The organism is Clostridium sp. ETTB3 (assembly GCF_053571985.1).
Window position 1 is genome coordinate 2,226,547 of sequence record NZ_CP199832.1, and the last position, 26,064, is coordinate 2,252,610.

Here is a 26,064-nt window from a genome sequence, read left to right on the forward strand (position 1 = left end):
TTATATGATTTTTTTAAGCTCAATTGCATTAATAGGAATTGTATATACCTTAATTGAAATTGCATATAATTTTATAAATGATATTACAATTTCCTAAAAAAACTGCCATCTAAATTAATCTAATAAATAGATTAATTTAGATGGCATAGTTATTATAAATTAAATACTTTTAATACATCTTTTGAATTTTTAGTTGTTTTTAAATTTTCTATTGCTTCAACATCACCTAATGCTTGAGCTATATTTGATAATATTTCTAAATGCTCCTCTCCCTTTGCTGCAATAGCAATTAATAAATATGCTTTTTGACCACCAAAATTTATCCCTTCAGGATATTGTAAAACCACAATTCCTGCCTTTTTAACTTGTTCCTTTCCAAATTCTGTTCCATGAGGCATAGCAACTCCATATCCTATATATGTTGATATTCTTTTTTCCCTTTCTAGCATAGAATTTATATACTCATATCCAACATATCCATTATTAAATAATAAATTACCAGCTCTTATAATAGCTTCTTCTTTAGATTCATTTTCTAAGTTTAGCAAAATATTTTTTTCATTTAATAATTCATTACTTTGAATATGATATGTATTATCAACATTACTATTGTACTCCTTTTTAAATTTTTCATATAAAAGTTCTAATGTATCATCTTCTAAAAAATTTTCTATACAAATAATCTTGGATTTATTTATATCTTTTTTTATACCTCCTAGTAATCCTTTGTGAGTTATTATTATATCTGAATCACTTGGTATATTGCTTATAGATGAATTAATTACTTCTATATCTAATTTAAAATCCTTTATTTTATTTATAAAATTTCTTGCCCCCATTGCACTTGATCCCATTCCTACATCACATGCAAAAACTATTTTTTTAATACTTTTAATATCAAAATTTAATTCATTTTTATTTTTTTTATTAATATTTATGTCTACATTTTTTCTATATTTTCTTTTTAGCAAAATTGTAGCTATAAAAAATGAAACTATTGCACCACCAAAAACACCTAATAAGTTTTTTAAAATATCACCTTTATAAGATAGCATCATTATAGAAAAAATACTTCCTGGTGATGCAAGTGATATTAAACCTGTATTAAAAATCAAAAAAATCATTATAGAAACAGTATTACCAATAATTGCAGCTATTAACAATTGTGGATTTAATAATATGTATGGGAAATATATTTCATGAATCCCTCCAAAAAACTGAATTATAGCAGCACTTGGTACAAACTGTTTCATTACGCCTTTACTATATATATAATATGATAATATTACACCTAATCCCGGACCTGGATTTGCTTCTAATAAATATAATATTGATTTTCCATACTCCGTAATTTGATCCATTGCTATTATATTTATTATTCCATGATTCATCACATTATTTAAAAACAATACCTTTATTGGTTCTATAAAAATTGCTAATAACGGTAATAATCCATTTCTAATAATAAAATAAACTCCTTTATTCATTATCTTATCCACAATAATTATACTTGGTCCAATTATAACTAAACCTATTATTGCTAATATAATACCCATAAAAGCAAGTGAAAAGTTATTTACTAACATTTCAAAACCATAAGGAATCTTATCCTTTAACTTTATATCAAGTTTTTTTATAAGATATCCAGACACTGGTCCTATTATTATTGCTCCTAAAATCATTGGAATATTAGCTCCACATATTACACCTATAGTTGCTATTGATGCAACTATTCCTCCTCTTGCACCACCAGTTACTTTTCCACCTGTATATCCAACTAATAGTGGCAATAAATAATTCTTTAATGGATCTATTAATGTAGATATTCTTTCATTTGGAAACCATCCTGTTGGACTAAATATAGCTGCAATAAAACCCCATGCTATAAATGCACCTATATTGGGTATAATCATACTACTTATAAAACTCCCAATCTTTTGTACATTGCTTCTAATCATTACTATTCCTCTCCCCTAGTTTACATTTAAACCTTATATGCTAATTTTATCCTTATAACCCTTTAATATCAATTACTTTATACTAACCATTTAAAAGTTTGTTAAATATTTATTACATTAAAAAGTGGCTATTGCTATTTCCACTTTGTAATATCAATTTTATAAATTTTAACTTTTAAAATTCATTAATATCATTAAATTTACTTTTTCAAAAATTTATACTTTGCAATAAAATAAAAAATGACACCAAAAGTACTTTATATATTACCTTTAGTATCACTTTTTTAGAGATTAAATTTTAAGTTTTAAATATTTATATAAAAAATATTATGCTCCTATTAAACCTTTAACTTCATCATAATATTTTTCTATCTTATCTAGTACATCAGTATCACCTGATATTTTTGATATTTCAGCTAAAGAAGCCTTAATACCTTTTTCATTAATTAAGCTTTGTAATTGCACACTTTGAGAATCCTCTTTATTATCATAATGAAGTGCTGCACCTACCCCTAATAATAAGTTATCTGTATTAATATTAAATCCTCTTGCTGTAATTAATGGTTTTATTAATCTATCATTTTCATTTAACTTTCTTAAAGGCTCTCTTCCAACCCTTGCTACATCATCCTTTAAATATGGATTTTTAAATCTATCTATTATTTTATCTATATATTTATAATGAGCTTCTTCATCAAAATTATATTTAGCAATTAATCCTTTTCCACTTTCAATCATTGCATTTTTAACAAATCCATAAATTACTTCATCTTTAATACTTTCTTCTATAGTTTCATATCCCTTTAAATACCCAAAGTAAGCTGTTATTGCATGTCCAGTATTTAATGTAAATAATTTTCTTTCTATATATGCCATTAAATTATCTACTAAGTTCATTCCTTCTATTTTAGGTATTTCACCTTTAAATGCACTTTTTTCAACATTCCACTCATAATAGTTTTCAACTACAACATCTAAAATATTTTCACTTTTTACTGGTGGAACTATTCTGTCTACTGAACAATTTGGGAATCCTACAAATTCTTTTAAATATTCAATTTCCTCTTCATTTAAATACTTCTTAACTTCTTCTTCAAGTTGTGAACTAGCTTTAATTGCATTTTCACAAGCTATTACATTTAAGTAAGTTTTTATTCCCTTTTCTTTTCTAAGAGCTATACCTTTTGCTATTGTTGGTGCTATTCTTGGTAAAACAACAGGTCCAACTGCAGTAGTTATAATTTCAGCTTCAACTATTTCTTTATATATTTCATCACTAGTTGATATAACACCACTTATATTGCTAATTTCTTCTTCTGAACATATAGTATCCATTACATGTATTGTATATTTTTTATCACTATTAATTTTATTAATTATTTCAGTATTTACATCTGCAAATACTACATGATATCCAGCTTTAGATAATAATGCTCCTATAAACCCCCTACCTATATTCCCTGCTCCAAATTGAATTGCTTTTTTCATTAATAACTCCTCCCTTTATCACTATTTAAGATACAAAATATTAAAATTTTAAAAATAATTAACTATACTTTTCTAAAAATCTCTAACCAAACTTAAGAAATAGTTTTCATAACTACCTAGCATTATTAAGTTATCCTTAAATAATTTCAAATTTATTAAATTATTATTTATTAAATGTTTGAAGTATTTCAAATTTATTATTTGTATTTTTAAGTTTATCTACTAATGTTTCATCTTCTAATGAAGTTGCTATATTTGATAATATTTCTAAATGATCATCTCCAACTCCAGCTATACCAATTACTAAGTATGCCAAATCATCACCAAAAACTACACCATCTGGATATTGAAGTACAACTATACCAGATTCCTTAACCTCTTTTTTAGCTTCTCCAACACCATGTGGAATTGCTATTCCCATTCCAATATAAGTTGATACTATCTTTTCTCTTTCTTGCATTGCAGCTATATAATTATTATTAACATAACCTTCTTTAACTAGCATCTTACCTGCTCTTTCTATAGCCTCTTCCTTACTTTCGCTTTTTAATCCTAAGATTATATTATCACTCTTTAATATTGAAGTTTCCTTAACTTGTGCTGATGCTGCTACCTCTTCTACAACACATTCTTGAGGTTCTACTTTTCCACCTGCTCTACTTTCTAATATAGAATATAACTTGTCCAATTTACTATCTTGTAAGAAATTTTCTATAAATACATGGTTTGCTTGAGGTGAATTCTTTCTTGCTCTTTCTTCTAACTTCTTATGGCTTACTACTATATCTGCATCTGATGGTATTGTGTCAACTGATGAATTAATAACTGTTATGTTTGAAGCAAAATTCTTTATTCTATTTCTAAACTTTGTTGCTCCCATTGCACTTGAACCCATTCCAGCATCACAAGCAAATACAATTTTATTAATTACTTCTTTATTAATTACTACTTTTTCATTTTCAGAAGTAACTTCCTCATCATCACTTAATTTTTTACTAGCTTTTTTAACTAATGGTGCTGCAACAACAAATGATACTGCTGTTGAAGCTAGAACTCCTGCTAAAACTCCTATTAATCCACCCTTTGGAGCTAATGCCATTAAAGCAAATATACTTCCTGGAGATGGTATAGCCACTAGTCCAGCATTAAAAATTGAAAATATTAATATTCCTGCTGCGCTACCAACTATTGGAGCTATTATTAATACTGGATTCATTAATACATATGGGAAATAAATTTCATGAATTCCTCCTAATGCATGTATAATTGCTGCTCCTGGTGCTGATTGCTTCACTCCACCTTTACTATATAAACAATATGCTAACAGTACTCCAAGTCCTGGTCCTGGATTTGCTTCTAATAAATACATTATTGATTTACCAAATTCTTGCGTTTGCTCTATTCCAATTGGAGCTATAATTCCATGATTTATTGCATTATTTAAAAATAACACTTTAGCTGGTTCAATAAATATTGATACTAAAGGAAGTAATCCCTTAGAAATTATTACTTCAACTCCAAACTTAAATGCATCAGTTACAACAACAACAACTGGCCCTATAGCATAAAATCCAACTATAGCAAGTATTACACCAATAATTCCAACTGAAAAATTATTAATTAACATTTCAAATCCAGCTGGAGCTTTACCTTCAATAGCTTTATCAAACTTCTTAATAGTATATCCACCTAATGGTCCCATTATCATTGCTCCAATAAACATTGGAATATCTGCACCAACTATAACTCCTGCAGTTGCAATAGCACCTAATACTCCACCTCTTACATCTCCAACTACTCTACCACCTGTATATCCAACTAATAAAGGAAGTAAATATTTTAACATTGGATCAACTAAACTTCCTAATTGCTCATTAGGAAACCACCCTGCTGGTATGAACAATGCAGTAATTAATCCCCAAGCTATAAATGCACCTATATTAGGCATTACCATTCCGCTTAAAAACTTACCAAACTTTTGAACCTTTTCCTTAATCATCTTTATTCCTCCATAACGCTCTTTAATTCCTTTCTATATAAATCACCTAATATTTTTTCTATAATACTAGTTAATTCTTCTTCACTGATTTTCATAATAGAATTTCTAAGACTTTCTCTTTCTATTATTTCTCCATTTATATGACTCATTATATTTATTTGAGTTTGTGTATTTTTTTCCGGAATTAAAGAAATAATTGCAAAATTAATTTCTTTTCCATCTTCTATTAATTTTTCATTTAATCTTATAACTCCAAATTTACAAGAAGTAATTTTTTTATCTTTACAATGTAACAACATCATATTAAATCCATTTAAATAAGTACTAGACTTTTCTTCTCTTTCTAATAGTAATTTTTTTATTTCTTTTGCATGATTAATATTTTCAGCAAAAACACTACTAGCTATTCCCATTAAATCGTTTACTGTTTTTACATTATTAATTTCTCTTACTCTTACTTCTTCTAATATGGATATTATTTCTGTCCCAAGATTAGTTATATTTTTTATTTTATCTTTATCACACTTAAGTTCTTTTTTTATTATCTTTTTAGTTATTCTTTGTTTAGAATATCTATGAATAAACTCTTTTAATTTTATTTTATCTTTTTGTAAAAACATTGGATTTAAACAAATATATCTATAATCTACATCTAAATCTACTGTGGATATTATAAAATCAATTCCATCATCTTTTAATTTTTTAGTATCAATATTTATAACTGATATGCTATTTTTAATATCTAAATTAGGAAATTCTTTTTTTATATTTACCCCTAATAATTTTGATGTTCCAACTCCTGTTGGACATGCAATTACAACTGATAAATTTTCATTTTTTAAATTTTCTTCTATTGCAGCTGCAATATGCATTGCTATATATGCTACCTCAGATTCTGGTATTTTATCTATTTTAGTAATTTTTTTTAGTATTTCACAAGCATTTTCACAAGAATGATAAATTTCACTATACTGTTCCTTTATATTTTCCAATAATGGATTTCTAATATTAAGCTTCATAGACATTCTACTAATTGCAGGAACTAAATGATTATATATATCTTTACTTAACTTTTGCTTATTTATTATTTCAATATTAAAATCATTTTCAACTTCAGTTATTATATAATTAGAAATTTGCTTAATATCTAAATTATCTAAATCAATATCATTTTCTACCTTATTTAATCTTAATCTTGCTCCCTTTAAATGCATAGTTATATATCCTATTTCATCTTTAGGAATTTCAATAGTAAAAACCTTTTCTAACTTTTCTGTAATTTCAGTAGCAACTGCAAATTCAGGTAATATCTCTAACTCACTTAATGAACTCTTGTCCATAGAAATTTTTTCACCATTTTTTATACGTTGAACTGCTAATGATATATGAACAACTAGTCCAATATAATCACTATCTATAAGTTTAAAATTAAATTTTTCTTCTAATTCAGATACTATTTTTTCTATACCTTTTATTATTGTTCTATCAATAAAATTAAGCATTCTATTTTCTATTGAAAACTCTATACTATTTTCACTACTTGGACTATTTAATGATTTTTTTAAAAGTTTTATTAATTCCTTTTCCTCTAAAGTCCTGTACAAAATATCTGATAATACTTTTCTATAATTTTTTTCGTTACCTTCTAAATAAATACCTACCCCTTGTCTTCTAATAAGCTTTATGTCAAAGGCCCTTAACCAATCTTCAATTCCATCTAAATCATTACTTAAAGTTCCCTCTGAAACCTTCAATTGATTAGTGAAATAAAATAATTTTAATGGTTCCTTTGCTATTAATAGCTCACTTAAAATAATCCTTTTTCTTTCTTCTTTACTATATTCTTTTTGAACGTTTTCAACTTCTAAAAGTTCTAATATTAATTGTTGATTTTCTAAGCTTTCATCTATTATCAAACCAACTCCTGGCTTTTTTATAAAATTAAAACCATTTTCATCTAACCATTCTTCAATTTTAGGCATTTCCCTTAATACTGTTCTTGAACTTACATTTAAAATTTCTGCAATTGTAGAAATAGTTATTGGATTTTTGTTAGTTGATTTAGTTAAAATTTGTATAATTTGTTTTTGTCTAGACATTAATTTTTTCTTTTTCATAGGCTCTCCTATTAGTGACATTTTTAAATACTTATCACTTACAAATTTATTTTATATCTTTTATTCGTTTACATCAATCTATTCATACAGTATAAATGTCCCTATTACTTAGTGACAAATTTGAATATAACTATTTTATAATTATACATCATTTTTTATATAATTTACTATTTTTATATTATCACAAAAAAAGAAGTGTCCTAAAACACTTCTTTTATTCACTATACTTTTTTAATGCTAATTTTAAGGTTTCATCTTCTAAATCCGAATATCCCTCAAAAATAACTTCACTTATATCTTCATTATTAAATAAAAATTTATAATTATCTCCTAAATAACCTTCTGGATATAAAACACCTAAATAATCCCACAGTTTTTCCTCTTTTCCCTGTAACTGCATTCTTCCTATTATCATTAATTTTTTATATCCACCATTTAAGACTACTATAGATCCTAGTGCTAAAAGTTCTTGTTTCTTATTCTCCAATTCATGTACCCCCTATAATAATAGTAATATCATTATAGATTATACATATATCTTTTAAAATATAATAGATATTTATTAAATATCCTTATATTTTATCTTAATTTAATACTAAAAATTTATTTTAATCTACTTTCTAACTTTTCCTTAAGCTCTTCATATCCAGGTTTACCTAAAAGTGCAAACATATTTTTCTTATATTCCTCTACTCCAGGCTGATTAAATGGATTAATTCCCAATAAATATCCACTAATTCCACATGATTTTTCAAAGAAATAAACCAATTGTCCAAAATAATATGGAGTTAATTCTGGTATATTTATAATAACATTAGGCACTCCCCCATCATTATGTGCTAATACAGTTCCTTGAAATGCCTTTTTATTTACATAATCAATAGTTTTTCCATTTAAAAAGTTTAATCCATCAACGTCACCTTTCATCTCTCCAATAACTATATTTTTATTAACATTTCCAACATTAAGCACAGTTTCAAACATTATTCTGCTACCATCTTGAATAAATTGCCCCATAGAATGTAAGTCTGTTGAAAAGTCAACTGCTGCTGGAAAAATTCCTTTTTTATCTTTTCCTTCTGATTCTCCATATAATTGTTTCCACCATTCATTAAAATAATGTAATGATGGTTCATAATTAACTAATACTTCAACTGATTTTCCCTTATTATATAAAATATTTCTTATTGCTGCATATTTATAACAATCATTTTCTTCTACTAATTCATTAGAATATCTCTCTCTAGCATCTGCTGCCCCCTTCATAATTTCATCAATGTTAATTCCAGCAACTGCAATTGGAAGTAATCCAACTGGTGTTAATACAGTAAACCTTCCTCCTACATTATCAGGTATAACAAATGTTTCATATCCCATTTCATTTGCTAACCCTTTTAATGCTCCTCTTTTTCTATCTGTTGTTACAAAAATTCTTTTTCTTGCTTCATCAACTCCATATTTTTCTTCCATATACTTTTTAAATAATCTAAAAGCTATTGCTGGTTCTGTTGTTGTTCCTGATTTAGATATTACATTTACTGAAATATCCATACCTTCAATAACTTCAAATAATTCTGATATATAAGTAGAACTTATATTATTTCCTACGAAAAATACCTTTGGAGCTTTTCTTTTTGACTTAGGTAATATATTGTTAAAATTGCTAGTTAACATTTCAATTGCAGCTCTTGCTCCTAAATATGATCCACCAATTCCTATTACTATTAATACATCTGAAGTTTCCTTTATTCTTTCTGCAGTATTTTTTATTCTTTCAAATTCTTCTTTATCATAATTTTTAGGTAAATCCAACCATCCTAAAAAGTCATTTCCTGCACCTGTTCCATTATGGATAGCATTATGTGCACTATTCACCATATCCCCCATATAACCTATTTCATGTTCATTAATAAATCCCTTTAATTTTGATACATCTAACGATACATTTCTCATTTTATTATCCCCTCATTAATTTTATTTTAATAAAATGGACTATATCAAAATCAACTTAATTTGTACTTCGATATAATCCATTAATTTACTTATAAATTTAATTTATTACTCAACTGTTACTGATTTAGCAAGATTTCTTGGCTTGTCTATATCGCAACCTCTTTCACTTGCTACATAATAAGATAATAATTGTAATACAACCGCTCCTAATATTGGTGCTATTCTAGTTGATATATTTGGAATTCTTATAACTTTATCAAAAACTGATAAATCTAAATCTTCATTTTCATATGCTATACCAATAATTTCAGCACCTCTTGATTTAACTTCTCTTATATTACTAATCATTTTATCTTTTAAATTAGTTTGAGTTAATATTGCTATTAATTTAGTTCCTGGTTCTATTAATGCTATAGTACCATGCTTAAGTTCACCGCCAGCATATGCTTCTGAATGAATATATGCTATTTCTTTTATTTTAAGAGCTCCTTCTATAGCTAATGCATAATCCACATCTCTTCCTAAATAAAATAAATCTCTTTCTCCTGCTATAATCTTAGCAATTTCTGAAATTTGTGGCTTTTTCTCTAATACTTCTTCTATCTTATTTGGTAATTCTAATAAAGCTTCCTTAATTTCAATTTCATCTTCTGATTTTAATAATCCCTTTAAATCAGCTAAATACATACCTAATAAGTTCATTACAACTGCTTGAGTTGTATATGCCTTAGTTGATGCTACTGCAATTTCTGGACCAGCCATAGTATATATTACATTATCTGCCTCTCTAGAAATGCTGCTTCCAACTACATTTGTTACTGCTAATGTCTTAGCACCTATTTTTTTTGCATCTCTAAGAACTGCTAATGTATCAGCAGTTTCCCCTGATTGGCTTAATGTAACTATAAGAGTTTTATTAGTTACTATTGGATTTCTATATCTAAACTCTGATGCTATAGCTACTTCAACTGGTATTCTTGCTAAATCTTCAATAGCTACCTTTCCAATTAATCCTGCATTATATGCAGTTCCACATGCAATAATATATATTCTATCTATATTATCTAATTCTTCTTTTGTAAGCTTAAAATCACCTAAATTAATCTTTTCATTTAAAGATACTCTTCCTGTCATTGTATCTCTAATAGCTTTTGGTTGTTCATGAATTTCTTTTAACATGAAAGAATCATAACCACCCTTTTCTGCTGCATCTTCATTCCATGTTACTTTATATATTTCTTTCTTTATTTCATTTCCATTTTTATCAAAAACTTGGGCCCCATTATTAGTTAATACTACAAATTCATTATCTTCTAAAAGATAAATATCTCTAGTATAACTTAATACTGCTGGTATATCTGATGCTATAAATGTTTCACCTTGGCCTATTCCAACTATTAAAGGACTATCCTTTCTAACAGCAACTATTTTATCAGGTTCTTGTCCAGAAACTACCCCTAAGGCATAACTTCCTTCTAATTTTTCACTAGCTTTTATTACAGCTTCAAGAAGATTACCATTATAATAATAATGTATTAAATTTGGAATTACTTCTGTATCTGTTGCAGATTTAAATTCATATCCTTCACTTTTTAACCATTTTGTAAGCTCATTATAGTTTTCAATAATTCCATTATGAACTACAGTTATATCTCCCTTTGATGCTTGATGTGGATGTGAATTTACATCTGATGGCTCTCCATGAGTTGCCCACCTTGTATGTCCAATTCCTATTGTTCCTTCTGCTGATTTATTTGATAATTCATCAACAAGATTTGATAAACGACCCTTATGCTTTCTTATTTCAATCTTATCATTATCAATAACTGCTATCCCTGCTGAATCATATCCTCTATATTCTAATTTTGATAATCCTTCTATTAAAAACTTACTTGCTTTCTTACTTCCTACATATCCAACTATTCCGCACATATATTTTCTTCCTTTCATATTTCATTTTTTTATAAACTTATTTATTAGTTTAAGATGGATTTAATTTACTCTTAAAGTTAAAATTGATTATTATTAAAATTTATACTATAAAAATATATTTATCTTTATAACTTTCATAAAAGAAATCAATGTTATAATAATCATCCATCAAAAAAATCATTGTAATAATTTAATTCAAACATTGTAAAAATACATACAAATAATATGACATTAAAAAATACAATTAAGGTTTTAACACCAAACTAGACCTGTCATACAAATCACTCTGTAGTTTTACTAGTCGTTAACGGTAGTGCGATACCGTGGGGCACCCGCCGAAGAATTCGATACTCCCCATCCTCGTCAACTCATAAGAGTCCTGGCGCTTTATATAAAGATTAATTTCCTTTTTGACACCTACTTTCTTCTTCATTTTTAGGTTATATTTACATATAATTAAGGGCGAACTGTCTCAATAATATAAATAATCCTTAGTCGCATTAAAGTTTAGTAAATAAGTTTTATTTCTTGTAAATATAACCAATATTAATTTTATATTAGTACCATTATTAGTTCAATTAATAGATGTCATATAAATGTCACTAATTACTTAATGACAAATTTGAATATAAAATATAAAATAGCAATCTCACAATACAACTGTAAGATTGCTGCTTTACATTACTCATCTAAACACTTATAAATTGCCTTAGCTACCCCATCATTATTATTAGTATCTGTAATATATTTAGCTATTTCTTTAATTTCTGGAATTGCATTTTCCATAGCATAAGAATTTTCAAACTCAATAAACATTGAATAATCATTAAAACTATCCCCAAGAACAATTACTTCATTTTTATCTATTCCCATTTTTTTAATTGCTTTAGCTAATATTAATCCCTTTTGAGCTTCAATATCACTTATTTCAATATCATTAGAAAAAGTTGATGCAACTGCTAAATTTGATGTGTTTTCTTTAATTTTATTCTTTAATTCTGCTATTAATTTTTCATCATTATCAAAAGTAATAATTTTTAAAATTTCTATATCTGTTTCTATAATTTCAAAAATATCATCTAAAAATTTCATTCCTCTTTCTGCATGAAATTTATTAACAAACTCAATTACTTCTTCTTCATTCATCTTTGGATTAAATAATTTAAATCTTTCTATAACAGCTTTTTTATCACTTTCTTTATTAGTCATATATGCTCCATTAGTTGTCATTAATTGAATACATAATCCTGCTTCATTTAATATATCAAATACTATTTTTACACTTTGTTTATTCATATAGACATTTTCAATTACATTACCATTTATATCTCTATATTCTGCACCATTACTTAATATACATTCACATTTTAAATTGCATTCTTCTAAATATGGCTTTACTGTATCATAATCTCTTCCTGTTACGATTGTAAAATGCCTTCCCATTTCTTGTGCTTTTCTTATAGCTTTTAAATTTTCTTCAGATATCATATGATCATCATTTAATAAAGTTCCATCCATATCACTTGCTATTAATTTTATCATATTTTATTCGCCTACTCCTTATCCTTAATGTTATTTTATATTATTTATTATACCAAACTTTATTATATAAGATATAAATAATAAAGTTAAATTTATTAAGTAACATAAAAAATGGATCACATATTATAAATAAAATGCAATCCATTTTCTTAATTAATTACTAAAGTTCTTCACCATTAGTTTCTATTACTTTTTTATAACAATAGAAACTCTTCTTTTTACTTCTATTTAAAGTACCATTTCCTTCATTATCTTTATCGACATAAATAAATCCATATCTCTTTTTCATTTCTCCAGTTGATGCCGATACTAAATCTATACATCCCCATGGAGTATATCCTATTAAATCAACTCCATCTGCAATTGCTTCTTTCATTGCTTTAACATGTTCACTTAAATACTCAATTCTATAATCATCATTTATAGTTCCATCTTCTTCCGGAGTATCTATAGCACCTAATCCATTTTCAACTATGAATAATGGCTTTTGATATCTATCATATAATTGATTTGACGTTATTCTTAATCCAAGTGGATCAATTTGCCATCCCCATTCTGATGCCTTTAAATATGGATTCTTTACAGTTTTAAAGGCATTCCCTGAAGTTTTTCCATTAATTATTTCTGGATCAACACTTGCACATCTACTTGAATAATAACTAAATCCAATAAAGTCTACAGTATTACTCTTTAATATTTCTTCATCATTTTCACCAAATACAAGCTCAATTCCATTTTCTCTTAAGAATCTCTTTGCATAACCAGGATATTCTCCTCTTGATTGAACATCTATAAAGAATAAATTTTCCCTTTCCTTATCCATAGCTTTTTGCACATCTTCTGGATTGCAACTATATGCATAAGTTGCTCCAGCAGCAAGCATACATCCTATCATAGCTCCTGGAATTATTTCATGTGCCATTTTAGTTGCTAATGCACTTGCTATAAGTTCATGATGAGCTGATTGATACTTAATTTGAAGTTCATTATCCCCTTCTTCAAATCTAACACCAGCCCCCATAAATGGTAGGTGTAATATCATATTAATTTCATTAAATGTCATCCAATACTTAACTTTATCCTTATATCTTGTGAAGATAGCCTTACAATAATTTAAATAGAAATCTACAAATTTACGATTTTTCCACCCACCAAACTTTTCGATAATTCCAATTGGAGTATCAAAATGGCATATTGTAACTACTGGTTCTATTCCATGTTTAATCATTTCATCAAACATTTCATCATAAAATTTTAATCCATCTTCATTTGGAGTTTCTTCATCTCCTTGAGGGAATATTCTTGACCAAGCAATTGATATTCTTAAACATTTAAATCCCATCTCTGCAAATAATACTATATCCTCTCTAAATCTATGATAAAAATCTATAGACTCATGTGATGGATAATACTCTCCTTCAATAGGTCTTAAAATATCAATTTTACCTTCCATAACTTTTCTTCTATTTTCTCCAGCTGGACAAAGATCAACAGTTGTTAATCCTTTTCCCCCTTCTTTGTATCCACCTTCACATTGGTTTGCAGCTAAAGCTCCTCCCCACAGAAAATCTTTTGGAAATTTATTAAAATTATTATTCATAACTATCTCCTCTTTTATTTACTAAAGTATTGTAATCAATGTTTCTCCTGTATTAACTGATTTAATGTCCTTTGGTACTATTTCTAAATATTCCATAGTATTTGTGATAATAACAGGTGTAATTAATTCATAACCTTCATTTTTTATAGCATTCATATCAAATTCAACTAAAGTATCTCCAACTTTAACCTTATCTCCATCTTTAACATGTGCAGTAAAATGCTTACCATCTAATTGAACTGTATCCATACCAATATGAATCAAAATTTCAGCTCCATCTTCTGATTTTAATCCAATTGCATGCTTTGTTTTAAATATCATTTGAACTGTACCGTTTATTGGTGATACTACCTTTCCTTCTGTTGGATTAATAGCAATACCTTTCCCCATCATTTCTGATGCAAATGTTTCATCCTTAACTTCATTTAAAGGAACTATATTTCCTTTTAATGGGCTAGCAATAGTAATTTTATTCATTAATGGTGCTTTATCTACTGAAACTTCTCCTAAAGATTCATCTTCTATAGCTTCTACTTTATCTTTATATAATATTAATCCAGCAACAAATGCAACAAATACACTTATTACAGCCCCTATACATGCATATACAAAATTCATCATAGTTTCTCCACCAATATAACTTGGTAATGTTAAGAATCCTGGAGATCCTCCTGAATAGTTAGAAACTCTAAATAACCCTAAAAATAATCCCCCAACTGCTCCACCAATCATTGATGCATATAATGGAGTTTTAAATCTTAAATTTATACCATATAACGCTGGTTCTGTAATACCACAAACTGCTGTAATTCCAGCAGAAGATGCTAATTGTTTAACTTCTTTGTCTTTACTTTTTATTGCTACTGCTAAAGCTGCTCCACCTTGAGATACATTTGAAGCTAACATACCTGGATATATTATAGTATCATATCCCATAGTCATACGATTATTTATTCCAATTGGTATAAGTCCATAATGTGTTCCTGTCATAACTAATAATGGTGTTAACCCTCCTAGTAAAGTAGGTACTAACCAACTAGCATAAGATTCTAATGTTTTTATTCCTAATCCAACTTTATCACTTACTATATAACCAATAGGTCCAATTACGACTAAAATTACTATTCCTGAAATAACTGCTGTAATTAATGGTTTTGTAAAAAATTTAATAGCCTTTGGTGATATTTTATCTGCAATTGGTTCAACATATGACATAAACCAAATACCAAGTATTATTGGTAAAACACTTGAACTATATGAAGCTAAAGTAATTGGTAATCCAAAAATAGCTAGTGGTTCACCTGTTTCCTTAGCTGCATTAACCATTGTTACAAATGTTGGATGAAGTAATATTCCTCCAAGCATCATAGCTAAATATGGATTACATTTAAATTTCTTAGCTGCTGAATTTGCTAAAAATATTGGTAAGAAATAAAATGCTGCATCAGCCATAAAGTTAAATATTTGATAACTTTGAGAGCCAGTAGAAATTAATTTAAAAGCTGTTAATAATGCAAGCACTGCTTTCATCATACCTGCTGCCGTAATAGCTGGTAATATTGGGGTAAATATCCCAGTAATAGTATCTATAACCTTTGCAATAGTTTTGCGATTATCTACTTCTTTATATTCACCATTTCCTTCAATATTGGCAATTTTAATTATTTCCTTATAAACATAATTCACATCATTACCTATAATTACCTGATATTGTCCACCCTTATCTACAACCCCCATTACACCTTTAATTTTTTTAATTTTTTCTGTATTTGCCTTTGATACATTATTAAGATTAAATCTTAATCTTGTTGCACAATGTGTTAAATTCGATATATTTTCTTGTCCACCGATATTTTTTAATATTTCTTTTGCTAAATTTTCATAATTCATAGCTTAATTCCTCGCTTTCAATATTTTAATTTTCTAAAATTTAAAATTTTGAAGAATTAAGGTTTTGCCTAGCCTAACCTAGTAACAATCCTATGAAACTTCTAAGGTTATATTAATTTTCCTAATCATCACCTCCACAATTTAATTATCAGCTAATAAAAAATTATATAAAAAAACCTAAACTAACTTTTAAAATTAAAACTACAGATATGATTACTTCTAGCATTCTACTTCAAATAAAATGATAAATACCTTAATAAATTATTCTAATGAATTATCATATCTACTGCTTAATTTTAATTATTAATTTAGGTTTTGCCTGATCGAATCAGTAACAATCCTAATGGAAAGTATTAAAATTATATTTAATTTTAACAATTTTCATGTACTACTCTAGCTGTATGTATTATTAAATATAGCATTTCTTCTTTAGTTAATTGAGTACAATATTTTTGCTTTATAAATCCCTCAATTCTTTTTACACACTCATAAGAATTTGGATACTTAAGTTTTATCATGTCAAATAAATCATTATCATTATCTTCATAATATCTTCCACTAGATAGTCTTTGAGTAAAGAATTTTAAATGAGTAATAAATCTGTAATAATTAATCGACTCTTCATCAAATTCAATATTAAAATGATACTTTACCACCTTTAATATTTCTTCAATTAATTTAATCATATCTACTATTTCTGGCATTTCTTGATCAAGTTCACCATTTAAAATATGCATTGCTATTGATGCTGCTTCATCTTCTGGTAACTCAAAATTTAAATTCTCCTCAATAATCTTTAATGCATGGATTCCAATTTCAAATTCAACTTTATGAAGTCTCTTAATATCCCAAAGCATTGCATTCTTTATTTCTAAGTTTTTTTCTGCTCTACTAATTGCAAAACTAATATGATCTGTAAGTGTTAAATAAATATTTTCATTTAACTTTGTACCCAACTTATTTTCTGCATATTTTATTATATTTTCTGCAACTTCTAAATACTTTGCTGGAATATCATTCACTAAAGTAAGCAACTTTTCATTTATACTTTTATTTTCTAAGACGAATATTTTTTCTATTTTACTCTCATCAATCTCATCGCCTTTTTTCTTTTGGAAAGCTATACCCCTTCCCATAACAACTGCTTCTTCACTATTTTCACTTATAATTGTCACAACATTGTTATTTAATACTTTATTTATGATCATATCAGTATAATCTCCTCATTTTTATATTCACTAATTTAAGATATTAAACTTAATTAAAGTTATACAAAAAAACCTAAATCAATATCAAATAATACATATAATCATCATATAAAAATAATTAATATACATATATTTGGTATCAATTTAGGTTTTGCCTGCTTACTCAGTAACAATCCCAAAATGGACTTCACTATTAACTTATTTTAATTTTATCAACAAATGTAAACATTGTCAATATATTTTTAATTTAATTCCACTGTTAAATTTGAATCATTATCTGAGTCATCTTTTTCATTGATAATAAACTCAACTAAATTTTTGCCATATGGTAAACAAAATTGTATAAATGGCCCTATTGCTAACATTGAAATAATTGTCCCCATTCCAATCTTTCCACCAAGAATAAATCCAACAATTAAAAATGTTGCATCAAATGCTATTCTAACCCATCTATATTGAAAATTTAATTTATCTTTTATTATAAATGGAATAATGTCATTAGGAGCTACTCCTATATCACTTTCAGACATTATAGAAAATCCTGCTGAAATTATAAAACATCCCGCTAAAACTATTAACATCTTTATTAAAATATTAGCAGATTCAATTGGAAAATAAGATACTAACTTAACATTTAAATCAATTATAGGTCCTACTCCAACAACACATATTAATGTTCCAATTTTTATACGCTTCATATCAGTTAATAATATTATTATAAATAATGCTATTAATATTATCATATTTGCTACACCAGGTGTAACTTCTGTGCTTCCTGAAATCATTTGTACTATTGAAAATTCTTTTAATCCCGTTTTATTTAGAACCGTTGCCAATCCTTGAGTAAAAACAGTAAATGGATCAGATCCTATGCTTGTCTGCAAAAATACTGCAACTCCAAATTGAATTATACTCATTCCAATAAAGAATAATACTAATCTTTTTACTAATCTACTTACTTCTTTCAATTTTTTCACCCTTTACTATTATTTTTCTTCAACTAAGTGTTCTGACTATATTATTTTATTTAAGTGTGCAATTATTATTTTATATAACACTCCCTATTTTGTCAAAAGCTTACTTTAATTTAATAAATAAAGTAAGATATTCCTCTACTTAGTAATATCAATTTTATAGTTTTAAATTTTAAAATTCATAAATATTACTCCCCTTATCACTTCAAAAACTTCATATTTTTCTAAACATAAAAAACCCCATTTAATCTTATACTTTAATATAAATGGGATTATTGCTTTACTTATTTAGAATATATAATTTAAAACTTCAAAGTTTAGTCTACTACAGCAGGACTTTTACTTTATTTTTATCTTATTTATTTAAAATACATTCATCCATATATTCTTTAATATACTCTTTTGAATAATATATATTATCTTTTAAATTAATAAAATTATTATCTTTTATTGATTCACTATTATCTAATACTCTTACCCTTATAGTCGCCCATGCTCTCTCTCCTATATTTAACTCCCTAATATTCCATATTATCTTTTTAGCAATATTGCTAATTTCTCCTTTTGAAACTTCTATTTCTTTTATAGCCTTTCCATCCCCAATCACATCCATAATTTTAATATCTTTCGCTTTGTCTGGCCCATTATTAATAATACTTATTTCATATTCTGTTATTTCACCAATTTTTGCTTGGTTATTATAACTTGACTTTGTAACACTTAAATTACAAATCCTTGCATCAATTTTAATCATTCCTATTGCAGCCTCTTCATAATAATTTCCTTCTCTTTTTTCCATACTTTTAGAAATTGAATGAGAATATCCTGTAATATATAAATTTAAATTATTATCTATAGCCATTGCTAATGCAAAATCACTTATATTCTTTCTTAAAAACTTTCCACCTAATAATGATTTTCTTTTTTCTTTACTTGGATCTATTTTTATAAAAAAAGAATTATATCCATCTTTAACCCAACCATTATCATAACCTTCTACAGGAAAATCTGTAGATGTTGTAAATCCACATATATATGCATATCCATTAGAATCTATCTTTATATCTGAACATACATCACTTCCATTCCCCCCTAAATATGTTCCATATATCAGACCATTATCTCCACATAATTTTGTATCAAGCTTAATAAAAAATCCTGAACCTTCTATTGCATAAATATTTTTTTGAAATGCATTTTCACTTATAGGAAAATCTTCTCTTGAATTAGTTGTTCCTGTTATATATACATTTTCTTCTAAATCAACAGCAATTCCATATCCTGCTTCTTCACCATTCCCACATAATAATGAAGAATATAATACTCCCTCTTCTCCATCTTTTTCTAAATCAAATTTAGTTATAAAAGCACTACTTAGCCCCCCTGTAACTTTAGTTTTATATGAATTTTCTGTTACAGGAAAATCTGAAGATTGAGTAATACCAGTAATATAAACGTAATTATTTTGATCTATTGCTAAAGCTGAAAAATTAGTAGAATCATTTCCTCCAAAGTATGTTCCATATAATAATGCTTCTTTTCCTTTTTTAGATATATCTAATTTTAATAAAAACCCAACATCTACAGATTCGCAATTAAATTTCTTATATCCATTTTCAGTTATAGGAAATCCTAAACTTGAATTTGTTAAGCCACATACATATACATTTTTATTTTTATCTATAGCTACTGAATAAGCATAATCATATAAGTTTCCCCCTAAATATGTTCCATAAATAAAACTATTTAAACCAACTTTAGAAGTATCTATCTTAATTAAAAAACCAGTACTATTTCCACCTGGATAATTAGATGCATATGATTTTTCTGTTATTGGAAATTCATACTCTGAATTTGTTGAACCTACTATATATACATTTTCTTCATCATCTACAGCAATTCCTACTCCTTCATCATTTTTTTCTCCACCTATATATGCTGCATATTTCAAAGCAGATTGTCCTTTTTTACTGCTATCTATTTTTACTAAAAATGCACTATAGTCCTTAGCCTCTAAAATATTTTTATGTGGCTTTTTATTCGGATACTTTTGGATCCCTATTTCTCCAGTAATATAAATACACTTATTTTCATCTACAGCTATTGAATTTCCTCTATCAACTACAAAAGTAGAATTAAACTTTTCAAATACTATTGGTAATGTAATTTTTAAATTTTTTTCATTTTCATAGTTTTGTATACAAAACTTTACCTTGCCTTCTTCATTTATTTCAAAGTTTCCTGTTACTTCACAACTGCCATCTTCCTGAGTTACCCTTGGATTTAATATTTTTAATATATTTTCTTTAATATTAATATTTATATTTCCTTCTTCATCTAAATATATATTATTGGCACCTTGAAAATTTAATAATATTTTATCTAAGCTTTTCTTGGAGCTTACTTGAAACTCCCACTTTATTGTCCCTTCACTTTCATAATATAATATATCTATTCCTTTATATATTTCTTTATAAAGTAATTTTTCATATAATGGTATGGAACATTTCCAATTCAAACTATTTTCTCCCTTAAAATAATTCAATCTACAGTTGAATTCATTTTTTCCTATTATTTGAGGAGACTTATTTCCATTTTCAAAACTTACCCTTAAAATATTTATTCCATATTTACTATATTTTTTATCTTCTTCATTTAATATTAAGCTATTTTCTAGTTCTTTTAACTCTTGTATTTTTTCATTACTCCTAAAGGATAATATTATTTCATTATCATTAAAAAATGTTGTACATTCCTTTTTATTTAATGCAAACTGTATCTTTTCATCATGTTGCCCAATATTTTTTTCAAATATTAATGGCAAACTATTTAATACATTTGATATTTTTATATTATTCATTATCCCTCAATTCCTTTACTAATAAATTTGCTATATATTAAACTTATGTATATTAATTTTTATTTATCACCATATTGCCTTATATATATTTTTAAAGATTGTAAAAGGTTATTAAGATAAAAAGGTTATAATATTAACTTTTTATATTGTGCAAATATTAGCATGCTTTGTATTTCTTAATGTTTCATAGTTAGTTGATTTTATATATATTACTCTGTTATATCAAAATGTTGTTGGTTATACCTTAATATATTAACAACATTTTGATATAACAGAATCATATACTAATAAAACTATTCTTATATAACTTCCTATTCCTAACTTAATTTAATTACATTTCACAAACATTTTATAAAAATTAAATTCCATAAAAAAAGATTACCATTACGATAATCTCTCTTTTCATTAATTACTTCTTATATTCAATAGGAGCTCTACCAGTAGTTAATTACTATTGATTACAACATACTACTCTTGTTTACTTATCGTCAAGTGCTATCCATCTCCCACTTATAGAAGATGGGAGAATTTCGCACATTAAAGTTAAATCCACTTCTCCTTCTTCACCATTATCCCTGCTTCTTACAGATACAGTTTTATTATCTTCTTCCTTTTCACCAATAATAATCATATAAGGAACTCTTTTATTTCTAGCTTCTCTTATTTTATATCCTATCTTTTCAGTACGCGAATCTATTTCAACTCTTATACCTGCTTCTTCTAAATTTATCTTAATTTTCTCAACATAATTTTCAAACTTATCAGAAATAAGCAAATTTTTAACTTGAACTGGAGCAAGCCATGTTGGAAATTTATCAGCAAAATTTTCAATTAATATTCCAATAAATCTTTCAATACTTCCAAATATAACTCTATGAATAACTATTGGTCTATGTTTTTCACCATCACTTCCAATATACTCTTATACTCTAATTCAAATCTTTGAGGCAATTGAAAATCTAGCTGAATAGTTCCACATTGCCATGTTCTTCCTAAACTATCTTCAAGATGAAAATCTATTTTAGGCCAATAAAATGCTCCATTGCCTTCATTTATTTAATTTCTGATTTTATTTGATCAGGTAACATAAATATATGATCATCATCTTGGGTAAATGCTCTTACTCTCATAAGTCCATGCAATACACCTTAAAACTCATGTCTATGAACTCTTCCAAGTTCACCAACTATCATAGGTAAATCTCTATACTAATGTGTTTCTATTTTATAAATTTAAATATTCTTTTAAAATACCCTTGTTATCAAATGCCATACCATAAATTCTTTGAAGCATCTTATTTTTTTCACTTCCGTTTTCTTCCTACTTAAGTATTCTTTAAAACTTAATTAATATTACCACTTTTGTATTTTTTTATAAACTTATTATCCATCACCATATTCTTTATTATACATAATTTTGAAATTTATATTAGGATACTTTTTAATAAATTGACTAATTACATAATAACAACTTGGACACGGCTCCCATTTACTATATAAAACTAACTCACCTTCACTTGGTATCTTTCCTAAATCTATAAGATTATTTATTTCTTCAATTATCTTTTTTTCACTATCATTAACTCTATTATATCCAATTCCCAATTTCCCAACTTTATTAACCTTACAACTTTCAAACTTCTCTTCTCCTGGTGGTATTAATAAACAACTATTTTTAATATCATTTTTCCCACTAACAGCCCTAAATTCTCTTCCATTAAATATTGCAATTGCTATATTAACAGAATCCTGAATTGTACTGCTTTGATTTATTTTAAAAATACCATTTTCCTCTTCTTTTATAAGATACCTATCCATATTTTTAATTAATCTTCTCATTCTTGGAATATAACTATTTATATGCTGATGATATTCAACACTTCCCTTTTGCGCCATTACATAATCAAAACTTATTTTTTTTGGCATTTCAATAAATACACTTTTTGTTTGATTAAACTCATCATATTCCTCATAAATATTTTTATTATTAAAAAGAATCATTTTTTTTAGCAACTCTATATCCTTTGAATAAATATAATCCTTATTAATTTCTCTTTCTAATTCTTCTAATCTAAATTTCCCTTCTTTATTAATTTTTTTTGATATATATTTTTTAGTTTTTTCTATTATTTTTAATATATGCTCAACATCATCTTGAGCACTTGGAGTTCTATCATATTCAACTCTATTAATATTAAGTACTTTTATGTTGCTTATTTTTTCACATAAAATTTTATGTTCTTCTTCAAATATCATAATATTATTTATGTACATTATAAAATCATTAACATCATTCACCTTATAAGTAATAATTTTTTCATTAATCACTTTATAAATTTCATTAAATAATTTATCAGTTATATTAAAATTTTTTACAAAAAACTCTTTAAAATCCTCATAATCTGATATTTTAATATTATACCCTTCTTTGTTTAAAGCCTTATTTAAATCTCTAATATCACAAATTTTAACTCTTTTATTTTTATTATTTTTTACTTTCATATTTTCCTCTAATTTGATACCATTTTCATATTTTCTATATTATATAATAATTACATTACTGTATTATAGTATTATATAATATAAATTCATCAATTTTTCTTATGTAAATTTACAAATTTCAACTTTTTAATAGAGTAAATATATATTTTTTTACTTATAATACATAGTATTAAAAGCTAATTATTTTTGTTCCTATTAATATAATTAAAAAATAAAATGTCAACAGCCCACTACCCTAAAGGGATAGGGGCTTGGGATGAAAGTCCCTAGTCTCTCCTCTGAAAGTAGTATTGCATAGTCTTCGGGCGAATGTGATGGTTGAATAGCCTAAGTATATCGGAATGTGCTTTGCACAGCGAATATACTACGTTACTGGAGAATATATAGACACCTTAGAATGTTTCCCAAGTTCTAAGCTCTGTGGTAAGCGATTAAACATCTCTGATGGCAGGAGAAGTGTTGCTTGTATACAAAACCTCTGGATAACATTGACGAAGGGAGCTTACCGCCTTCGGGCGAGATTAATTTAAAAGGAATGACTTTTATGGTTTATGTTAAAAGTATAGATGGAAAGGCTCTTATGCCTACATCTAATGCAAAAGCTAGAAAGCTACTTAAACAAAAGAAGGCTAAAGTTGTAAGTTTAAGACCTTTTGTGGTTAAGCTAACATACAAAACTAAAACTGAATATACACAAAAACTAAATTTGGGTGTAGATAGTGGATATTCTAATATCGGTTTTAGCGTCATAGACGCAAAACAAGAATATATTGCTGGAGAAGTTAAACTTCTTGAAGGAATGAAAAAAAGATTATTAGAAAAAGCTTCATATAGAAGAATTAGACGAAGTAGATTAAGATATAGAAAAGCTAGATGGAATAATAGAGTTAAGTCTAAGAAAAAAGGATGGTTAGCTCCATCTTTAAAGCACAAACTGGATACTCACATTAAATTTATAGATTATTTAAAAAATATACTTCCAATAGAGAAAATTACTATTGAAGTTGCTAATTTCGATATTCAAAAGATGAAAGATGATTTGATTTCTGGTATTGATTATCAAAATGGGGATATGTTTGGTTTTTGGAATGTGAGAGAGTTTGTCCTTCACAGGGACGGTCATAAGTGTCAAAATCCAAACTGCAAACATAAAGATAAGAAAGAGCAGATATTAAAAGTTCATCACATTAGATACCGAAGCGAATGTAAATGTCAATATATTTTTGTATAAAAAGTGGAAAATAATTATGTACAATAATTAGAATTTACATCTTAGTCAAAGAGCTTTCTAAATGTTCTAATTTTGATTTAGTTCTATAAGAAGGTCCTTTTACAGATATAATATGAGAGTGATGTAAAAGTCTATCTAATATCGCATTTGCGATAACGGAATTTCCAAAAATATCAGACCATTTAGAAAAATTAGTATTAGTAGTTATTATTGTACAATGTTTTTCATATCTTTTAGATATTAATTGAAAGAAAAGATTTGCTGCATCAATATCTATAGGTAAATATCCTATTTCATCTATTATTAAAATCTTATATTTACAAAAATGACGAAGTCTTATATCTAATCTATTTTCAGATAAAGCTTTCTTTAATTGAGAAATTAAATCCTGAAAAGATATAAAATATGTTGAATATCGATGCTTAGCACATTCTATTCCAATAGAGGTCGCCAGGTGGGTTTTACCCACGCCGGATGATCCTACAAATAATATATTTTCTTTATTTTCTATAAATCTTAAAGTCATTAAATCAAGTATCTGCTGCTTATTTATTGCAGGTTGAAAATCAAAATCAAAATCTGTAACTTCCTTTAAAAATGGAAAGTTAGCAACTTTTACACATGCCTGCATAGCTCTATCAGATTTTGCATTAATTTCTAAATTACTTAACTCATAAAGAGCATCAACAATACTTTTATTTCCAGAGTTAATTAGATCTATATATTTATCAATACTAGCTTTGATATTAAGCAATCCTAACTCCTCAAGATTATTTAGTAATTTAACATAGTTATTCATATTATCCTCCTA

Annotated in this window: 16 protein-coding genes and 1 pseudogene; 1 reads left to right on the forward strand and 16 read right to left on the reverse strand. The window is 26.6% G+C overall.

Annotated features, from left to right (window positions below; translation table 11 throughout):
• Nucleotides 1–152: 152 nt before the first annotated feature.
• The 15 genes and pseudogenes from ACUN06_RS10895 to ACUN06_RS10965 all read right to left on the reverse strand — a co-directional run bounded on the left by ACUN06_RS10895 (nucleotide 153) and on the right by ACUN06_RS10965 (nucleotide 24,022).
• Entirely contained in the window at nucleotides 153–1,958 is a 1,806-nt protein-coding gene (locus tag ACUN06_RS10895) for a PTS mannitol transporter subunit IICBA (protein ID WP_449389785.1), read from the reverse strand.
• A gap of 327 nt (nucleotides 1,959–2,285) precedes the next feature.
• Nucleotides 2,286–3,446, reverse strand: a complete 1,161-nt coding sequence (locus ACUN06_RS10900) for a mannitol-1-phosphate 5-dehydrogenase (RefSeq protein ID WP_291732876.1) — start codon at nucleotides 3,444–3,446, stop codon at nucleotides 2,286–2,288.
• A gap of 163 nt (nucleotides 3,447–3,609) precedes the next feature.
• Nucleotides 3,610–5,445 (reverse strand): PTS mannitol transporter subunit IICBA, encoded by a 1,836-nt coding sequence (locus ACUN06_RS10905; RefSeq protein WP_449389786.1) that lies wholly within the window; start codon nucleotides 5,443–5,445, stop codon nucleotides 3,610–3,612.
• Nucleotides 5,446–5,447: 2 nt separating this feature from the next.
• A complete protein-coding gene (locus ACUN06_RS10910) occupies nucleotides 5,448–7,562 on the reverse strand; it encodes a BglG family transcription antiterminator (RefSeq protein ID WP_449389787.1) in 2,115 nt (704 codons plus the stop codon).
• A 214-nt stretch (nucleotides 7,563–7,776) separates the two neighbouring features.
• Nucleotides 7,777–8,049, reverse strand: a complete 273-nt coding sequence (locus tag ACUN06_RS10915; RefSeq protein ID WP_291732873.1) for a DUF4176 domain-containing protein — start codon at nucleotides 8,047–8,049, stop codon at nucleotides 7,777–7,779.
• Between the two features lie 116 nt (nucleotides 8,050–8,165).
• The gene (locus ACUN06_RS10920; protein WP_294399145.1) at nucleotides 8,166–9,515 is read right to left on the reverse strand and encodes a glucose-6-phosphate isomerase; all 1,350 of its coding nucleotides are present in this window, start codon (nucleotides 9,513–9,515) and stop codon (nucleotides 8,166–8,168) included.
• Nucleotides 9,516–9,620: 105 nt separating this feature from the next.
• The gene (glmS, locus tag ACUN06_RS10925; protein ID WP_449389788.1) at nucleotides 9,621–11,447 is read right to left on the reverse strand and encodes a glutamine--fructose-6-phosphate transaminase (isomerizing); all 1,827 of its coding nucleotides are present in this window, start codon (nucleotides 11,445–11,447) and stop codon (nucleotides 9,621–9,623) included.
• Nucleotides 11,448–12,128: 681 nt separating this feature from the next.
• Nucleotides 12,129–12,989: a Cof-type HAD-IIB family hydrolase gene (locus ACUN06_RS10930; protein ID WP_294399143.1), complete on the reverse strand. Its 861-nt coding sequence runs from the start codon at nucleotides 12,987–12,989 to the stop codon at nucleotides 12,129–12,131.
• A gap of 160 nt (nucleotides 12,990–13,149) precedes the next feature.
• The gene (locus ACUN06_RS10935) at nucleotides 13,150–14,589 is read right to left on the reverse strand and encodes a 6-phospho-beta-glucosidase (RefSeq protein WP_449389789.1); all 1,440 of its coding nucleotides are present in this window, start codon (nucleotides 14,587–14,589) and stop codon (nucleotides 13,150–13,152) included.
• A 21-nt stretch (nucleotides 14,590–14,610) separates the two neighbouring features.
• Nucleotides 14,611–16,479 carry a beta-glucoside-specific PTS transporter subunit IIABC gene (locus ACUN06_RS10940; RefSeq protein ID WP_331893255.1) on the reverse strand — a complete coding sequence of 623 codons (1,869 nt, stop codon included), beginning with the start codon at nucleotides 16,477–16,479 and terminating at the stop codon, nucleotides 14,611–14,613.
• 371 nt (nucleotides 16,480–16,850) lie between these two features.
• Complete coding sequence (gene licT, locus ACUN06_RS10945) at nucleotides 16,851–17,687, reverse strand: BglG family transcription antiterminator LicT (RefSeq protein ID WP_291732861.1); 837 nt, start codon at nucleotides 17,685–17,687, stop codon at nucleotides 16,851–16,853.
• Between the two features lie 242 nt (nucleotides 17,688–17,929).
• A complete protein-coding gene (locus tag ACUN06_RS10950) occupies nucleotides 17,930–18,655 on the reverse strand; it encodes a YczE/YyaS/YitT family protein (RefSeq protein WP_449389790.1) in 726 nt (241 codons plus the stop codon).
• Between the two features lie 361 nt (nucleotides 18,656–19,016).
• Complete coding sequence (locus ACUN06_RS10955) at nucleotides 19,017–21,521, reverse strand: SBBP repeat-containing protein (RefSeq protein ID WP_449389791.1); 2,505 nt, start codon at nucleotides 21,519–21,521, stop codon at nucleotides 19,017–19,019.
• Nucleotides 21,522–21,999: 478 nt separating this feature from the next.
• Nucleotides 22,000–22,729 (reverse strand): annotated as a pseudogene (locus ACUN06_RS10960) (aminoacyl--tRNA ligase-related protein); the annotation flags it as partial.
• Between the two features lie 174 nt (nucleotides 22,730–22,903).
• Nucleotides 22,904–24,022 (reverse strand): deaminase domain-containing protein, encoded by a 1,119-nt coding sequence (locus ACUN06_RS10965; RefSeq protein WP_294367610.1) that lies wholly within the window; start codon nucleotides 24,020–24,022, stop codon nucleotides 22,904–22,906.
• A gap of 535 nt (nucleotides 24,023–24,557) precedes the next feature.
• On the opposite strand from ACUN06_RS10965, the gene iscB reads away from it, so the two are divergent.
• A complete protein-coding gene (gene iscB, locus ACUN06_RS10970) occupies nucleotides 24,558–25,253 on the forward strand; it encodes an RNA-guided endonuclease IscB (RefSeq protein WP_449389792.1) in 696 nt (231 codons plus the stop codon).
• Between the two features lie 34 nt (nucleotides 25,254–25,287).
• Here iscB and istB read toward each other — a convergent pair whose 3' ends face one another.
• Entirely contained in the window at nucleotides 25,288–26,052 is a 765-nt protein-coding gene (istB, locus tag ACUN06_RS10975; RefSeq protein WP_148325070.1) for an IS21-like element helper ATPase IstB, read from the reverse strand.
• Nucleotides 26,053–26,064 lie beyond the last annotated feature (12 nt).

Excerpts from the sequence above, each read along its gene's own strand:
- ACUN06_RS10895 (WP_449389785.1), bottom strand. The coding sequence starts at position 1,958 with ATGATTAGAAGCAATGTACAAAAGATTGGGAGTTTTATAAGTAGTATG.
- ACUN06_RS10900 (WP_291732876.1), bottom strand. The coding sequence starts at position 3,446 with ATGAAAAAAGCAATTCAATTTGGAGCAGGGAATATAGGTAGGGGGTTT.
- ACUN06_RS10905 (WP_449389786.1), bottom strand. The coding sequence starts at position 5,445 with ATGATTAAGGAAAAGGTTCAAAAGTTTGGTAAGTTTTTAAGCGGAATG.
- ACUN06_RS10910 (WP_449389787.1), bottom strand. The coding sequence starts at position 7,562 with ATGAAAAAGAAAAAATTAATGTCTAGACAAAAACAAATTATACAAATT.
- ACUN06_RS10920 (WP_294399145.1), bottom strand. The coding sequence starts at position 9,515 with ATGAGAAATGTATCGTTAGATGTATCAAAATTAAAGGGATTTATTAAT.
- glmS (WP_449389788.1), bottom strand. The coding sequence starts at position 11,447 with ATGTGCGGAATAGTTGGATATGTAGGAAGTAAGAAAGCAAGTAAGTTT.
- ACUN06_RS10930 (WP_294399143.1), bottom strand. The coding sequence starts at position 12,989 with ATGATAAAATTAATAGCAAGTGATATGGATGGAACTTTATTAAATGAT.
- ACUN06_RS10935 (WP_449389789.1), bottom strand. The coding sequence starts at position 14,589 with ATGAATAATAATTTTAATAAATTTCCAAAAGATTTTCTGTGGGGAGGA.
- ACUN06_RS10940 (WP_331893255.1), bottom strand. The coding sequence starts at position 16,479 with ATGAATTATGAAAATTTAGCAAAAGAAATATTAAAAAATATCGGTGGA.
- licT (WP_291732861.1), bottom strand. The coding sequence starts at position 17,687 with ATGATCATAAATAAAGTATTAAATAACAATGTTGTGACAATTATAAGT.
- ACUN06_RS10955 (WP_449389791.1), bottom strand. The coding sequence starts at position 21,521 with ATGAATAATATAAAAATATCAAATGTATTAAATAGTTTGCCATTAATA.
- ACUN06_RS10965 (WP_294367610.1), bottom strand. The coding sequence starts at position 24,022 with ATGAAAGTAAAAAATAATAAAAATAAAAGAGTTAAAATTTGTGATATT.
- iscB (WP_449389792.1), top strand. The coding sequence starts at position 24,558 with ATGACTTTTATGGTTTATGTTAAAAGTATAGATGGAAAGGCTCTTATG.
- istB (WP_148325070.1), bottom strand. The coding sequence starts at position 26,052 with ATGAATAACTATGTTAAATTACTAAATAATCTTGAGGAGTTAGGATTG.